The sequence below is a fragment of the Ensifer sp. ZNC0028 genome, assembly GCF_000799055.1.
Classification (GTDB): Bacteria; Pseudomonadota; Alphaproteobacteria; order Rhizobiales; family Rhizobiaceae; genus Ensifer.
Window position 1 is genome coordinate 12,351 of sequence record NZ_JTLA01000018.1, and the last position, 15,295, is coordinate 27,645.

Annotated in this window: 17 protein-coding genes; 5 read left to right on the plus strand and 12 right to left on the minus strand. The window is 61.6% G+C overall.

The window, feature by feature from the left end; genetic code table 11:
• Positions 1-236: 236 nt before the first annotated feature.
• On the minus strand, positions 237-710 hold the full coding sequence (locus tag L981_RS05180) for a BA14K family protein (protein WP_043612468.1): 474 nt from the start codon (positions 708-710) through the stop codon (positions 237-239).
• A 102-nt stretch (positions 711-812) separates the two neighbouring features.
• Positions 813-1,223: a hypothetical protein gene (locus L981_RS05185; RefSeq protein ID WP_043612470.1), complete on the minus strand. Its 411-nt coding sequence runs from the start codon at positions 1,221-1,223 to the stop codon at positions 813-815.
• 289 nt (positions 1,224-1,512) lie between these two features.
• On the opposite strand from L981_RS05185, the gene L981_RS05190 reads away from it, so the two are divergent.
• Positions 1,513-2,538: an ankyrin repeat domain-containing protein gene (locus L981_RS05190; protein WP_052201605.1), complete on the plus strand. Its 1,026-nt coding sequence runs from the start codon at positions 1,513-1,515 to the stop codon at positions 2,536-2,538.
• 54 nt (positions 2,539-2,592) lie between these two features.
• Here L981_RS05190 and L981_RS05195 read toward each other — a convergent pair whose 3' ends face one another.
• On the minus strand, positions 2,593-3,558 hold the full coding sequence (locus L981_RS05195; protein ID WP_043612471.1) for an alpha/beta fold hydrolase: 966 nt from the start codon (positions 3,556-3,558) through the stop codon (positions 2,593-2,595).
• A gap of 101 nt (positions 3,559-3,659) precedes the next feature.
• On the opposite strand from L981_RS05195, the gene L981_RS05200 reads away from it, so the two are divergent.
• Positions 3,660-4,118: an Rrf2 family transcriptional regulator gene (locus tag L981_RS05200; protein WP_082005902.1), complete on the plus strand. Its 459-nt coding sequence runs from the start codon at positions 3,660-3,662 to the stop codon at positions 4,116-4,118.
• On the opposite strand, the gene L981_RS05205 is transcribed toward L981_RS05200, so the two are convergent.
• Positions 4,036-5,004 (minus strand): LysR family transcriptional regulator, encoded by a 969-nt coding sequence (locus L981_RS05205; protein ID WP_082005898.1) that lies wholly within the window; start codon positions 5,002-5,004, stop codon positions 4,036-4,038. The genes L981_RS05200 and L981_RS05205 overlap by 83 nt on opposite strands.
• Before the next feature lie 316 nt (positions 5,005-5,320).
• Between L981_RS05205 and L981_RS05210 the strand changes: the two genes are divergently transcribed.
• Both L981_RS05210 and L981_RS05215 read left to right on the plus strand, forming a co-directional pair.
• Positions 5,321-5,839 carry a LysE family translocator gene (locus tag L981_RS05210; protein WP_082005899.1) on the plus strand — a complete coding sequence of 173 codons (519 nt, stop codon included), beginning with the start codon at positions 5,321-5,323 and terminating at the stop codon, positions 5,837-5,839.
• A gap of 15 nt (positions 5,840-5,854) precedes the next feature.
• Positions 5,855-6,346, plus strand: a complete 492-nt coding sequence (locus L981_RS05215; RefSeq protein ID WP_043612473.1) for a nucleoside deaminase — start codon at positions 5,855-5,857, stop codon at positions 6,344-6,346.
• 30 nt (positions 6,347-6,376) lie between these two features.
• Here the strand turns inward: L981_RS05215 and L981_RS05220 are convergent, their stop codons facing one another.
• The 6 genes from L981_RS05220 to msrA all read right to left on the minus strand — a co-directional run bounded on the left by L981_RS05220 (position 6,377) and on the right by msrA (position 11,331).
• Positions 6,377-6,985, minus strand: coding sequence for a short chain dehydrogenase (locus L981_RS05220; RefSeq protein ID WP_043612475.1), 609 nt, complete (start codon positions 6,983-6,985; stop codon positions 6,377-6,379).
• Between the two features lie 331 nt (positions 6,986-7,316).
• On the minus strand, positions 7,317-8,201 hold the full coding sequence (locus L981_RS05225) for a DMT family transporter (RefSeq protein ID WP_043612476.1): 885 nt from the start codon (positions 8,199-8,201) through the stop codon (positions 7,317-7,319).
• Between the two features lie 185 nt (positions 8,202-8,386).
• Positions 8,387-8,737, minus strand: a complete 351-nt coding sequence (locus L981_RS05230; RefSeq protein WP_043612477.1) for a ribbon-helix-helix domain-containing protein — start codon at positions 8,735-8,737, stop codon at positions 8,387-8,389.
• A gap of 24 nt (positions 8,738-8,761) precedes the next feature.
• A complete protein-coding gene (locus tag L981_RS05235; RefSeq protein WP_043612478.1) occupies positions 8,762-9,358 on the minus strand; it encodes a DJ-1/PfpI family protein in 597 nt (198 codons plus the stop codon).
• Between the two features lie 98 nt (positions 9,359-9,456).
• On the minus strand, positions 9,457-10,683 hold the full coding sequence (locus L981_RS05240) for a bifunctional alpha/beta hydrolase/OsmC family protein (RefSeq protein ID WP_043612480.1): 1,227 nt from the start codon (positions 10,681-10,683) through the stop codon (positions 9,457-9,459).
• Positions 10,684-10,824: 141 nt separating this feature from the next.
• Complete coding sequence (msrA, locus tag L981_RS05245) at positions 10,825-11,331, minus strand: peptide-methionine (S)-S-oxide reductase MsrA (RefSeq protein ID WP_043612481.1); 507 nt, start codon at positions 11,329-11,331, stop codon at positions 10,825-10,827.
• A gap of 603 nt (positions 11,332-11,934) precedes the next feature.
• Here msrA and L981_RS05250 point away from each other — a divergent pair.
• Positions 11,935-12,672, plus strand: coding sequence for a response regulator transcription factor (locus L981_RS05250; protein ID WP_245281580.1), 738 nt, complete (start codon positions 11,935-11,937; stop codon positions 12,670-12,672).
• Between the two features lie 203 nt (positions 12,673-12,875).
• On the opposite strand, the gene L981_RS05255 is transcribed toward L981_RS05250, so the two are convergent.
• Both L981_RS05255 and L981_RS05260 read right to left on the minus strand, forming a co-directional pair.
• Positions 12,876-13,541, minus strand: coding sequence for a response regulator transcription factor (locus L981_RS05255; protein ID WP_043612484.1), 666 nt, complete (start codon positions 13,539-13,541; stop codon positions 12,876-12,878).
• Positions 13,534-15,009, minus strand: coding sequence for a sensor histidine kinase (locus tag L981_RS05260; RefSeq protein WP_245281581.1), 1,476 nt, complete (start codon positions 15,007-15,009; stop codon positions 13,534-13,536). The genes L981_RS05255 and L981_RS05260 overlap by 8 nt, the downstream gene beginning before the upstream one ends.
• Positions 15,010-15,295: the final 286 nt, after the last annotated feature.

Below are 15,295 nucleotides of genomic sequence, written 5' to 3' on the forward strand. Positions count from 1 at the left end.
AAAAAGAGTAAAAGTTGCAGACAATTAGAGATGCCGCCGGCCGGATCGACCCGGCGACTGCCGCAGCGGGATTTCCGCCCTCGGGTCACCGGCTGCGTCCAGTGAGGGCACCGCCTCCGGCTTTCGTTCGATCAATACTTCTGCGGGCAAGAGCGGGCGCCGCCGGCCTGCCTTCGGCGCAACCCCTCTGGCCTTGCACGCGATCGTGAAGCCCGTTTCAACCAGGCTTCACGGCGTCAATAATAAGGGGAGACGCATACCTGCCTCGGGCCGTAATAGGGCTGGAAAGTGTCGTCATAGGCCCTGTAGGACCGGTAGCGGGCATAACACCAGCGCGTGTGCGCACTGCCTCCATAATAGGTTTGGCGGTAGTAGCGCGGCGCATAGTAACGCGGGGCATCGTAAGTCGGGCCGTAATAGCCTTCGTCATAATAGCCCGGACCATAGTAGCGTGGCTGCGCCAGCAGCCCGCCGATAATCGCGCCGGTCGCCAGTCCGCCGAGCGCCCAGGCCCAGTCATCGCCACCGTCGTGGTGATGCCCGTGATAATAGCCGCCGCCGTGATAGCCGCCGCCGTAGTGCCTGTATTGAACCGGTTGGACTTGAGATGCCTCCACCCCCGCCGTAACGGCCGGGGGAAATGCCATGGCGGGCGGGATACTCGTGGCCACCGCCGCCAGCGACAAGGCAAAGATTGCTAGCCTCTTCATTGGCTTCACCTTCTTTCCACCCCGCGCCTGATTATAGCGCGGAACCGGCCCGATGGCACTTCGTTTTGAAAGGCGCTCCCGTTGCCCGCCTTGGGCTCGCGTCTACTTGACGACGGTTATGCTCAGCACGCCCTCTTCGATCTTTCCGTCCTCATAAGGGGAGCGAATGACGAGCCGGTCGCGGCCGGTATAGCCGGGGTTCGGCGTATAGTAGGCGACGACGCCGTTCACCTTGGTCGTCGCGCATTTCGACCGCTTGCCGTCCAGTTTCGGATAGACCGGTTCGTGGACGATTTCGAGGCGGCCATGCTTGGGCTTTTCGGCAATCGTCATCGCAGGATAGTCGATCTGGCTGCAATCGTCGTTGATGTGCCAGTTCTTGGCCACAAGCGTCTTCACCCCGCTGCGCGCGGTGATCGACAGCGTCTGCTGCCGGGAACTCTCGGAAGTCGCCGTGCAGGCCGATAACGTGATCGCAGCCGCGGCCAATAGCAGATATCTGACGGTTTTCACTGGGATCCTGAGGTTTCTTTGAGTTCGGCTTTAAGTTTCGTGAGGCGAGAGCGGTCTCTCCTCGTCGAGATGTGCCCCTCGGCCCCACGCGTTCTACGTGTACGATCATGCATATCTTCGTGCCGCGAGATAGAGGGGCGCCTAAGCCTTTGAAAGATGCCGCCAGCCTTTTCGAGAGAATCTAAGCGGCGTTGGCCATTACTGAATTTCCTGCATGTGACTGATGTATCGGTCCGGGATTCATTCAAGAGACAGGCAGCCCTATCTTGTCTCGAAAGGAGCATCGATCATGAAGCAATCGTCACGGCATATCCTGAAAGACCACGGCGCGAGCCTTCCGCCCCTGCATGCGGCCGCCGCCCGCGGCGATATCGCTGTGGTGGAGGGATTGCTGGCGGCGGGAGAGGACGTTTTCAAGCTCGATCCCCTGATGGGTGCGTCCGCCCTTCATTTCGCCGCACAAAGCGGCAGCGCCGAAATCGTTCAATTGCTTCTCGATCACGGCGCCCTCATCAACCTTCAAAGCCACAGCCACGGCATGACGCCGTTGATGGTTGCCGTCTGGCATCGCCGTCCCGCCGTTGCGCGCGTGCTGCTGGAGCACGCCGACATCGATCCGTCCGTAAGATCGCGCCTCGGCGCTACGGCCGAAGAGATGCTCGGCGATGCGACGCCGCAGGATGCGGAACTGCGTGACATCTTCGATGACTTCAGGACCCGCGCCGAAAAGCGTCGCCGATGGCAACCGCTCATCGCCGCCCTTGGCGCCCGGACCTTGTCACCGGCTGAAAAGGAGCAGCGGGTGGTGGAACTGCTCGAAGCGGGCGCCGATCCGAATGTCGTCGCGCCCAACTACGATATCGAAAACCCTGGCCACACGCCGCTGATGATCGCTGCGCGCGACGGGCTGGCGGAGGCGGTTCGTGCGCTGCTGGAAGCGGGTGCCGACATGACGCTCGTCGACCACTTCATGCACGCTCACCCGGCGCACAAGGCGGCCTATATGGGCAGGTCTGATGTCATGAGGGCGCTGGTGGCGCATCCACGCTTCGCCGAGATCGCGGATATCCAGGGGCCGTTCAACGGTTATACGGCGCTGCACGATGCGGTGTGGATGGGGCATGCCGATACCGTTGCCATCCTGATCGACGCCGGCGTGTCTCTCGCGCCACGCGGCCATGACGGCCAGACCGCGGCCGAAATGGCGCATGCCTTTGGTTTCGAGACGGTTGGCGCGATGCTGGACGAGGCTTCGCGACGCCGCACCGTGCCGGATCAGTGGGGGACCGACGTCATTTCACCCGCTCTTGCCTGATGGCGCGTGACGACGGCGACAAACGCCGTCGTGTATTGTCTTGCCGCCTGCCTTTCAAATCTGTCTGGCAAACCGGATGAGGGCCTCGCTCACGATATCGGGGCGTTCCTGCGGCAGCCAATGGCCACTGCCGGGCACGATGATGTTCTCCTTGAGCTGCGGAACGAGTTGCGGCATCGCATCGACGATAGCCCGCATCCCGGGTATGGCGAGGCCTGTATCGCGTTCGCCGGTCATGAACAGGGCGGGAATGCCGACCTTTAGGCCGGCGAAGGCAGCCTGCATCTGCCAATTGCGATCGAGGTTTCGATAGTAGTTCAGCCCGCCGCGAAAACCGGTCGTGGCAAAGGCGCTGATATAGACGTCGAGGTCAGCAGCGGTCAGCCAACCCGGCATGCTGTCGGGCAGGGCCCCAAGCAGCCCATGCCGGCGCGATACCATGCCGAACGGATTGGGCGTCTGGTCTCCGGGCTGTCGCGGGCCGGCGTCGCCGGAAGCAGCAAAGAGGATCTTTCGCAGCGTCTGGCCGACGTCACGCTCCAGTTCCGCCTCGGCGACGCCGGGCTCCTGAAAATAGAGCGTGTACAACTCGGCCTCGTCGGTGCGTGGGAAGATCCGGGTGGGCGGAACGGGCGGCTGGCCCATCATCGGCACGCTCAAGGCGACGATGCCGTGGAAACGGTCGGGTCGCATCTGCGCCGCCTGCCAGGCAACCGTCGCGCCCCAGTCGTTGCCGACGAGGATGGCCACCGGCACATCAAGGGCGTCCAGCAGAGCGATCAGATCGCCGACGATGTGAAACAAGCTGTATTCGTCGACCGAGGACGGGCATTCCGTGAGGCCGTAGCCACGCAAGTCAGGCGCGATTGCCCGAAAGCCCGCCTCTGCAAGTGCCGCTACCTGGTGTCGCCAGGCATGCGAGGTCTCCGGGAAGCCGTGGCAGAGCAGGACGGCCGGGCCGTTTCCCTGTTCGATAAAGCTCATGCGGATGGTTCGGGTCTGGATTGTCCGGGCCTGCATCTTCGTTCCTTCTCGACACTCTGATACCGTAATTGTATAAGTTACGGAAACGGATGGCGTCAAGAGTTCGTAACTTATGATGTTACGCTATGGGGTATGGAATGAAGCAAGACAGCCGGTTGGCGCGGATGATCCATGTGCTCATACACATGGCATTGCTCGGGGGAAGGGAGACGTCGGAAACCATCGCCAAGATGCTGAACACCAATCCGGTAGTCGTTCGCCGGACGATGGGGGCGTTGAAGCGCAAGGGCGTCGTCGGCTCCGAAGGCGGTCGGGGAGGGGGCTGGGCGCTCCTGGTGCCGCTTGAGGCGCTGACGGTGCTGGATGTGCAGCGGGCGCTCGATGACGGGCAGGTTCTGGCGGCCGGCGTGTCGGAGGACCATCCGACCTGCCCGGTCGAGCGCGCAGCAAACGCGGCGCTGGTGGACGCTTTCGAACAGGCGGAGCGGACCCTGCTGCGAGAGTTTGCCGAACTCAAGCTTTCGACGATTGCGGAGCGTGCGATGCAGGCCGCTGGAGAGCCTCGGCAGGCAGCGCGCCCGGATCATCAACCCTGAAGGCGCCGCGCATGTGGTCGATGAACAGGCGAAGCGGCAGCATCGAGCGATACTCGCGCGGATAATAGAGGTTGAGACCGGGAATGGGCAGGAGATAGTCCGTGAGAACGCTGGCCAGGCCGGTGCGGCGCAAGGCTTCGGGCGGGCCATCGCGGAACACGTAGCCGAGCCCCAGGCCGTCGGCGATCATCTGATAGAGCGCCGGCAAGTCGCTGACGATGAGCCCGCCGGAGACGTCGACCGTGTGGGGCTCGCCCGCATCATGAAACACCCAGGGCGCCAGCCGTCCGGAGCGGTGGAAGCGATAGCGGATACAATCATGGAACAGCAGGTCCGCGGGCGATTGCGGCTTGCCCCGGCGCTCGAAGTAATCGTGGCTGCCGTAGACGGCGAGCGGCAGCGGCTCGCCGAGTTTGATGGCGACCATGTCCTGCTCGATCCGGTCGCCCTGGCGGATGCCAGCATGATAGCCCGCCTCCATCAGATCCACCAAGGCGTCGGTCATGATCAGTTCCAGCTCGATCTCGGGCCATGCCTTGCGAAACGAGACGATGTGCGGCGCGAGCGCCATGGTGTAGGCGAACTCCGGCAGGGTGATCCGCAGGCTGCCGCGCGGGCTGCCGCCGACATCGCGCGCCTCCTGCACGGCGTTGGCCAACTGGTCGAAGGCGGGAAGCGCGCCTCTGCTCAGCGCCCGCCCGGCCTCCGTCATCAGCACCGATCGGGTGGTGCGCACGAACAGGGCCGTTCCCATCTGCTTTTCGAGGGACTTCAATTGATGGCTGATCGTCGAGGGCGTGACGCCCAGAGCCTCGGCGGCGCCCCGCATGCTGCCTGCTCGGGCGATGGCGTCAAACACTTCAAGCAGCGCAAGCGGAAGCCGCATTCCCGATTCTCCTTCGATCTCTGCCCTCTATAATTGAAAACTGGATGCCGCCTTCGCAAGCGAGAAGCGTCAGCGCGCACGTCAAGAAGCGGCCCTTCCGGGCACGTGACCGCTTGGGGGAGAACCTTCTCTGGCAATACTGTTGAATGGCCTGCATCTCGGTGTGCGATCGGCTGCAATTTTCGCCAGCAAGGCATCTGCTAGACATAAGCGGAAAGCCGTGCCGAAATATCGAAGCGCCGGACGTGTGTGCGAAAAACGCCTGCATGGAAATATCCGGGGTACTTCCGTCGCCAAATTTGCGAGGTAACCACGCATGGACTTCGTTTTGCCGAATGCCACCGGTCTCGGCCTCTTCGCGGCAGCAGCGCTCGGCCTCTCGGCGCTGCTCGCATCTTCGGCGCTCGCATTCGCCATCGTGAAATATGCCGGCGCCGCCTATCTGATCTGGATGGGCCTTCGCAAGCTTTTTGCGCCAGTGCCTGGCCTTGCGACCGGCGCATCGGCGCTCGCGCGTCATAGCAACTGGCGCCTGTTTCGCGATGGCTTCATCGTCAACCTTCTGAACCCGAAGACCGCCCTTTTCTTCCTCGCCTTCCTGCCCCAGTTCGTCGATGTGGCGCTCGGCCATGTGGCGGTTCAGATCTTCACCCTCGGCATATTGTTTACTGCGCTTGGGCTGATCACCGACACCAGCTATGCGATGGCGGCAGGGATTGCTGGAAGCTGGCTTCGCGGCAATCGCAGCTACCTGCGGTTCGAACGCTATTTCAGTGGATTTCTCTATATCGGGCTCGGCGTCACCGCGGCCCTGGCCGGCAACGGCAAGAAGTGAGCAAGGGAGAATAGCGTGATTTCCGAAGTCGACATGACACATCTGCGCCGCTGCGTCGCACTTGCCGAGGAGGCGGTGGATGCTGGCGACCAGCCTTTTGGCTCGGTCCTGGTTTCGAGCGGCGGCGACGTTCTGTACGAAGGCCGAAACGAGGTTGCCGGCGGCGATCACACCCGGCATCCGGAATTCGCGATCGCCCGGTGGGCGGCAGAAAACATGACGCCGGCAGAGCGCGGCAGCGCCACGGTCTATACCTCGGGCGAGCATTGCCCCATGTGCGCCGCCGCACACGGATGGGTCGGCCTTGGCCGGATCGTTTATGCGACGTCGTCGGACCAACTCGTTGCATGGCTGGACCGACGCGGCCTTTCACGACCGCCCGTGAACGCCTTGCCGATCCAAGCGGTCATCCGCGACGCAGTGGTGGCGGGGCCGGTGCCCGAACTGGCAGACGATGTCTTTGCGCTGCACGAGCGCGCCCTCGATAGGGCTTCGGCCGCGCCGTAAGGGTTGCCGCGGTCGAAGCCCGGAAGCGCATCAACGGCCGTACATCCTGTAGATTTCGCCTGTGCCGCCACCTTCGACGCTGGCGACATAGGCGCCGACGAGGTCGTCCATCGCCACCGGGGCCATGCCCGGAAAGAGATGGCCGTAGTCGGCAAAGGAGTCGGCGACCATCGTCGGGCTGACGGCATTGATCCGCATGCTTCGCTTCAGCTCGATCGCGGCCGACAGGACGAAACTGTGCAACGCGCCGCTGATGACCGCCCCGCCGGTAACCCCGGGCCATGCCTCGTCGGCAAAGATGCCGCTGCTGAGCGTGAAGGATCCGCCATCGGAAAGATATCTTTGGCCGATCAGGGCAAGATTGACCTGGCCGAAGAACTTCCCACGCATGTTTTCGAGCAGGACGGTCTCTGTCAGTTCCGCGAATTTGTCGAGGGCGCCGGATTCGGCAACGCAGATGCAGGCATCGATTGGCCCTGCGCTTCGGAACATCGCCTCGATACTTTCAGCCGAACGAATGTCGACCGAAACGTCACGCCCCTTGCGTCCTGCAGCAACGATTTCATGCCCGCGCTGCGCCAGCACATCACACAGCGGTCGACCAATCGTCCCGGACGCTCCGATAACCAAAATCCGCATTGCCATCTCCCTTGGCGTCGATGGAAGGGGTCGCTTGACCGCTTCCACTGTTTCCATTCGCTTGAAGGGAATATGGATGATGAACGGAATTCCGATAATATCCGGCGCACTGAACGTATTGTGTGATTTCATTCATGAGTGGCGGGACGATCTGCCGGAGCGTCGGGCTCGTGGAGGCCAGGGTGAGCTTGTGGTCCGGCCGCTTTCGCCAAAACTGAGCCGGCGGCTCTGCGTGATCGTCCGGTAGGACAAGCGGTTTGATCTTAGTCTTCGCAAGATGTCGGCTGCGCTCAAATCACGATCGGCGCAAGAGCTCGATGATCGAGTAGGACTAGGGACGCGATGCTGGCGACCGTCTCGTCAGTTGATGCTCGCGCCAGATCGTGAAGAGACCGGCGCCGACGACGATGAGCGCGCCGACGATCATGTTGTGGGTTATCGTCTCGCCGAAGAGCATGACGGCGAAGGTCACGTTGAGGACCAGCTGGAAATAGGTAACGGGCTGGACTTCGGCCGCTGGCAGCAGTCCGTAGGCTTTGATGAGGAAAAAGTGGCTGAGGGTGCCGCAGACGCAAAGTGCGGCAAGCGCGAACCAATCGGACGGCACGACCTCTGTCCAGTAGAACGGGCCGATCAGCGAAATCGCCACGGCACCGACAACACCGGCATAAAACAGGCTCGTGACGGCCGAGTCCTCGTGACTGACGGCGCGGGTGGCGATGCTGTAGAGCGCGAAAAGCACGGATGCTGCGAGGGGCAGAAGCAGCGACATGTCGAAGTGTACGTTCACGGGATTGATGATCACCAGAACGCCGATCAGGCCGATCAGAATGGCCGCGCCGCGCCGCCATCCCACGGTCTCCCCGAGAAGCGGGATCGAGAGGATGGTGATGATCAGCGGCGTCGCCTGGAAGATCGACTGGCTCATGGCGAGCCCGGCGTGAACATAGGAAATGACGATGACGACGATTTCGGCGACGAGCAACAGGCCTCGCACGACCTGCAGCCAGGGATGACGCGTCTGGGCGGTCTTGCGAAGTCCACCCGACGACGAGGCGGCGAAGGCGAACACGAAGAGCGCGAACGCCCAGAACCGGATCATCGTGATGAACAAGGCGGGATAGCGGTCGCCAAGATACTTGGTGATGGCGTCCTGGCCAGCAAAGATGCAAATGGCAAGGAAGGCAAACAGATAACCGCGGGTCTTGGGGCTCATCGCATTACAAACTCAGAATCACTGTCCCCTTGATTAGCATAGTCTTGTCGCTGCGGCTTGAACCAAACGTCATCGCGAGCCAATCGACTTCCGTCTTACGATCCAGGATCCGCGGTAGCAGTCGGTCAGGCGAAGGGCGCGCCGAGCCGGGACTGCCCCCCGCAAAAGGGGCAGCCTGCCTCGCCTCAATGGTATTTTTCCTGCTCGCGCGTGAGGATCGCCGGAGCGTTCAGCCCGGCGATCGGCTGGTTGACATCCGTCGGAATGTCGGCCGACAGCTGGAGGTCGAGATAGCGTGCGCAGCAGACCCTCAGGAACGACGTGAAGTTTCCGAGGTCATGCCCGGCATCGATGGACTCGTGGTGCAGCTTGGTGATCAGCTGCGTGACGTTCATGCGATCGCGCCGAGCGATTTCCTCAAGCTTCGACCAGAAGAAGTTCTCCAGCCGGACGCTCGTCACCATGCCATCGATGCGCAGCGACCGGGTGGTGCTTTCCCAGAGCCGCGCATCCGCCTTTATGAACAACTCGCACATCTCGCCCCTCCCGTGGCTGCCTTCTCAGGCGGCGTCTGTTTGTAGCAGGGCCGAGGCGTCGAGCACAGCCATGAACTGGCGCAGCCACGACGGGTGGGCGGGCCATGCCGGCGCGGTAACGAGGTTGCCGTCGGCGACCGCGTCGCTGATTGCGATGTCCGCATAGATGCCGCCGGCAAGTTCGACCTCCGGGCGGCACGCGGGGTAGGCCGAGCAGGTGCGGCCCTTCAACACGCCGGCCGCCGCCAGCAGCTGCGCGCCGTGGCAGATGGCCGCCACCGGTTTTCCCGCGGCGAAGAAGTGCTGGACGGCCGTGATGACGTCCGGGTTGAGACGCAGATATTCGGGCGCGCGACCGCCCGGTATGACCAGCGCGTCGTAATCTTCGGCGCGGATGGCGGAGAAGGTGGCGTTGAGCGCGAAATTATGGCCACGCTTTTCGGAGTAGGTTTGGTCGCCTTCGAAATCATGGATCGCGGTCGCGACCGTCTCGCCGGCGTTCTTGCCGGGGCAGACGGCATGCACCGTGTAGCCGCAGGCAAGCAACGTCTGAAACGGGACCATAGTTTCATAGTCTTCGGTGAAATCACCGGTGATCATCAGAATTTTCGAGTTTGCCATTTGTTTCCTCCCAAAAACCAATGGGCGGAGCTTAGCAACGCGGGCAAAGCAACGGGTACTAGCGGAATACTACAAAGAAATATTCTGCCGCCTGCAGATTACTTCACCGCCGTCGTTATCCTGGCGATACCTTCGAGCGTGCGATGGACCGGGCACTTGTCGGCAATCTCTTCGATCTTGCTGCGAAGCTCGTCCGCGACCTCGCCCTCGATCGATATGAGCCGCTCGAACCGGTCGATCTTCCCGCCGTCGGCACGCTCCGATGCGGCGCAGTCTTCGCAATCCCGCGCATGGATCTTGGAATGCGAGACCTCCACCTTGATGCGCCCGAGCGGCAGCTTCTTGCGGTCGGCGTAAAGGCGCAGCGTCATCGAGGTGCAGGCCGCGAGCCCGATCGACAGGTAATCGTAAGGTGATGGTCCGGAATCGAAACCGCCCACGCTTTGCGGCTCGTCGGCAAAGAGGCGATGCCTGCCGGCTTGAACCGAGTTCTGAAATTTCCCTTCGCCCGTTTCCGTCACCTGGACCTGTTCCACTGGCTTCGTGCCTTGCGGGCTGTCGGCCAAGAGATAGCGGCTCAGCCACTCTGCAATCACCCGGGCGGCGTAGGCGGCATCGGCAGGATCGGTGAGCAGATGGTCGGCCTTGTCCAGCGAAACGAAGCTTTTGGGATGTTTGGCCGCATGGAAGAGGTCGCTGGCGTTTTCGATGCCGACCGTTTGATCCAGCGGCGCGTGGAGAATGAGAACGGGTTTCCTGAGCGTCGCCACAGCCTCGTGAACGCGCTGGGCGCAGGCGTCATCGACGAACTGCTTTTTGATCAGGAACCTGCGACCGGCCAGATCGACCTCGGCGGCGCCCTTCTCTCGGATTTCCTCAAGGCTCGCTCCGAAGTTCTTCAGCACATGGCCGACGTCGGCGGGTGCGCCGATCGTGGCCACGGCGCGGATTTCGGGAATTTCCTTGGCAACCGCAAAGACGGCGGCCCCGCCAAGCGAATGGCCGATCAGGAGCGACGGCGCCTCGAAGTGTTGCCGCAGATAGTCGGCGGCCGAACGCAGGTCGGCGATGTTGGAGGAAAAATTCGTCGAGGCGAACTCGCCCTCACTTGATCCGAGGCCGGTGAAATCGAAGCGCAGGACGGCGATCCCTTCGCGCGCGAGCTCGGCCGAGATCTGACGCGCCGCCGCCAGATCCTTGGAGCAGGTGAAGCAGTGGGCGAAAATCGCATAGGCCCGTACCGGGCCGTTTGGAAGGTCGAGGCGGGCGCCGAGAGTTGCGCCGGAATGTCCGGTAAATTCAAGTCGCTGACTGTTGAAGTTCATGTGATGCTCCAGAAAAGGAGAACAATCATCCCAAGGGCGCAACGACTGTCCTGAACGCGAATGATGCGGCCGGCGTCCATGTCCGCAGAACCTGGCGGCTTCATGCGGACATGGCTCTATCAGGTGCTCGACCGGCGTCGGTTACTCCGCTGCGGACCGTCGCGGTAGCACCCAGTTCGGGCGCGGGAAGTGGCAGGTGTAGCCGCTGGGATAGCGCTCCAGGTAATCCTGGTGCTCCGGTTCCGCCTGCCAGAAATCGCCGACAGGTTCGATCTCCGTCACCACCTTGCCCGGCCACAGGCCGGAGGCTTCCACATCGGCGACGGTGTCCTCGGCAATGCGCTTCTGTTCGTCATCGACATAGTAGATCGCCGAACGATAGGAGGTCCCGATGTCGTTGCCCTGGCGGTTTTTCGTCGTGGGGTCGTGGATCTGGAAGAACAGCTCCAGAATCCGCCGATAGGAGGTCTTCGCCGGGTCGTAGAATATCTCGATGCCCTCGGCATGGGTTCCGTGGTTGCGGTAGGTGGCATTGGGCACATCGCCGCCGGTGTAGCCCACGCGGGTGCCGGTGACGCCGGGGAGCCTGCGGATCAGATCCTGCATTCCCCAGAAGCAACCGCCGGCCAGAACAGCTCTCTCGGTCATTCAGATATCCTCCACCTGTTTCATGAGCGTTTCTTCGCTTTTGTCTCGCACTGGCCGCGGGCCAGCGCCGGAGATCGACTGTAATATAGGAACTTGTGCTGCCAAGATCAGGAGGCCGGTTCCAAATCCGCGTTTTGGCTCGGCACGTGGAGAGTTTCCCAAGCCACGGGTTCAAGAGGCGATCGATGTCGCTTCCGGAAGCTGCAGCGCGCGATCGTCTCTCTCGTAGTCGAAATGCTCATTTGGATATGCGGCAAGCTGCGGCAGGCGCTCTTGCCAATTGTCGCTTCTGACATGCTCTACAAGCCATCGGATGGCCTGTGTGACCGCAGATGTGCCGATCGGCGGTCAAGGGCTTTGCGCGGCGACGTCACTTCTCGCTCAGCGGCTCGTCAAACCCCTAAAATTAACCTATGTTTAAGCATGAACTTTAAAATTGAGTTCTTCTGTAATAGTATTTGAGGATCGGAGGGCGGGGAGGTCATTCGAATCCGCTCTTACCGAATGAACGAGGATGCGCGACGCTTTGTGCGGTGTGCTTTAATTTTCGTATGTATTGATATCCGGTATCGAATGTATTTGTTCGTAACTGCATAAATTCGAATGCGTAGTATCTCTGCGATTTTGCAATGTGATTTTATTATTTCTTCTAATTTTGGGCTGGTTTCCATGTGTATTTCCGTGGCATTTGTCGATGATCACCCTATTTTGCTTGACGGCTTAATCAGCGTATTTTCCGCAAAGAGCGATCTGGAGATCGTTGCGAAGGGTGAAAATGCTGTCGACGCTTTAAGGATTGTCGAAGATCATTCGCCGCGCGTGCTGGTCCTCGATCTCAGCATGCCCGGGGATGCGGTCGCGGCCATCGAGTTGATTGCTCGAAAATACCAGGGCACGCGCATCATCGTCTTCACGGCGAACTCAAGCATAGAAACAGCGATCCAGGTGCTGAACTACGGCGTTGCCGGCTATGTGCTCAAGGGCAGCAGGGCTAGCGACCTGCACCAGGCGATCCGCATGGTCTATGATGGGGAGACCTTCATTTCGGCAGGCTTTGCCACCAAGGTCATCATGGCGATGAAGACTGCGGAGATGCGCCGGCGCGAACAGGCGCAGCAGCGCCTCAGCCTTCGCGAAGAGCAGATCGTCCGTCACCTGATGCGTGGCAGCACCAACCGAGAGATCGCGCGCTGTCTCGATATCAGCGAGAAGACGGTGAAGCACTACATGAGCGTGCTGATGCAGAAGCTCGATGCCAGGAACCGCCTGGAAGTCGTGCTGGCGGCCCAGCGGCTGGATGTGATTCCTAAGGGCGCCGGCGAGGGCGAGCGGATCAACTAGAGCATGTCGCGCCAACGTGCGCCGCGGTTTTGCGATAACGACATTCGCCAAATCAACAACGGAAAGCGCACCGATTGAGCCTGGAGGATCGCAACGCGCATCAGGGCATCATGCGGCTGGAGAACCGGTGACCTGCCAGCGAGTTCGTTTCCGAGTCCGCGGTTTCGGCCGGATGCATGCACCAGCTCCGCCGACGATCCGGCTCACGTCTTGCTGTTTGCCGAAAGCTTCAGATGTCGCTGCGCCAGGAGGGCCGCTTCGACCCGGTTCTTGGCGCCGAGCTTGATGAGTAGCCGGCCGACATGGAATTTCACCGTCTTGATCTGCACGCTCATCTCCTCGGCGATCGTCCGGTTGGTGCAGCCGCGCCCGAGCAGGCGGAAGACGATTGCCTCCTTCGGCGTCAGCTTGTCGACCAGCCGCTCCACCCGATGGCCTTCGGTCCGATTGCGAATGACGCCGAACAGGCGCATGCCAAGGGCTGGCGACAAATAGGCTCGCCCCTCGGCAACGGTCGAGATCGCCGTAATCAGGTCCAGCGCCGGCGCCCCCTTGAGCACGTAGCCGGCCGCACCGGCATCGAGTGCCTCCAAGACGTCGTCGTCCTCCTCCGACACGGTCAGCATCACGATCTTCGTCTTTGGCCATCGCGCCGAGATTTCACGGGCGGCGTCTATCCCGTTGCCGGGCATGGAGATGTCGAGCAACGCCACGTTCGGAAGACAGTTCTCTACGAGCCGCAGCGCATCCTCTTTCGAGCCTCCTTCGCCGACGACGGCAAAGCCCTTGTGCGCTGACAGTGCCTGGAGAACGCCCATTCGAAAGAGTGCGTGGTCGTCGACGACGATGACCGATGATGGTTCATCCATCGAGCATTCCTCCCCCGAGATCCAGCGTCATCTGCAGTTCCGCCCCATCCCGTCGATGCACGAACTTTAGCGTACCGCCAAGGCTTTCGACCCGTTGCTGAAGGCCGTGAATGCCCAGACCACTGCCTTCCGGCTTGTCGCCAGGGCTGCGCTTGGCAGAAGGGCCGCCATGGTCGCGGACGCTGAGGTTCAGAACGGTGCCGTCGATGCGACAGCGCACGGCCTGGCCCTGACCGTTCGCATGGCGATGGGCGTTGTTCAGGCCTTCCTGAACGAAACGGTAGATGCAGGTCTTGATAACCGGCGGGAGCGGCAAGCTGCTGCCGCTGCCCTTGATGGCCACCCGGGTTCCCGTTCGCGCCTCGTGCAGTTTCACCGCCCGCTCGATCACCTGGTCAAGGTCCAGATGCTCGATATCCGGGAGCAGCAGCGACCGCGCGATCAGGCGGATTTCTTTCAGGGCTTCTTCCAGCGTGCCACAGATCACCTCCAGGGCCTCTTCGCGCTCGGACTTGGACCGGGCGACGCGGACAGGCTCCGTCTGGAGGATGGCAAAGCCGATAAGCTGCGCGGGACCATCATGCAGGTCTGCGCCAATTCCGCGCGTCAGGCGCTCGTTAGAGTCGGTCATGCGCAAGGAGGCGATCCTTGCGCGATCACGCAGGACGCGGATTTCTTCGGAAACCCGCTCGGCTTCCTCGGCGCGCTGCTCCAGCCGCAGGCGCTGTCGTTCGATCGTTGCGCTGCCGCGATGCACGATTGCGAGCAGTCCGAGCATGATGAGGGTGGATGCGCCGGCAACGACCGTCCAGCCCATCAGGCGCACTTCGAAGATCTCCCAGTGCAGGGTATCCGTATCCTCGTGTATCTCCGCGACGGCAACCACGTCGCCGGTATCGGACCGGCGCAGCGGACTATAGATCTCCAGGTAGCGCGTGCTCAGGCTGCGCATCGTGTGCTCGCTCGCCGTCAGGTCCGTGTATTCCGCGGCAACATCGCCCTTGAGCGCGCGTAGAAGCCCCGGCGGCGGGTTGAAACGGCGGCCGATCAGTTCCTTGGACGTGGAGTAGGCGACCGACCCATCCGGCAGCCAGAGCTCGAAATAGGGGAACCGGTCCTTGAATTGCGGTTCGGCAAAAAGCTCGTCGAGACGAAGTCGGCGCTCCGGCGAAAGCTGGCCCGACTGGGCAAGGTCGTTTCCGGCCGGTTCGAGAATGCTCTGCATGAAGAGAGCCGTCGCAGCTGCGCGATCGACCGCCGCATTGTGAGACACTTCGCGAGAGATGAGATAGCCGGAGACGGCAGCGACCAGAAAGATCAGTACACCGCAGGCAAGCAGGAACTGCATGGAGAGGGTCTGCCGGCCAAACCATTGTCGTAGCGGCAGCAACAGCCGACGGCGGCCCACTAGCGCCGGCTCCGCTGGCGCGGCGATCTCATGCGAAATACCCCCTGAATGCTCCGTCACGCTGCGCGGTTTCCTCTCGGATTGCGTGCCGCGGAATGCAGTGCCCCGGCCAAGCCGCTTTCGCGATGATCGCACTATTCTGACAAATTGAAAGAGCTTCTCCAGTCAATTTCTACGGGAGAAAGAAGAACTGGACCTAAGTCCAGGTTTTTCATTGGACCAATGCCATCGACGCACGTCCACTAGTCCGAAATCCGCTCCAACCTTCGTCGACAATCTCGTCCGACCTTGCGCCGTTTCTTTCGTCGGCGCCGAGGCTCACCATACGAGCATCAAAAGGCCTATT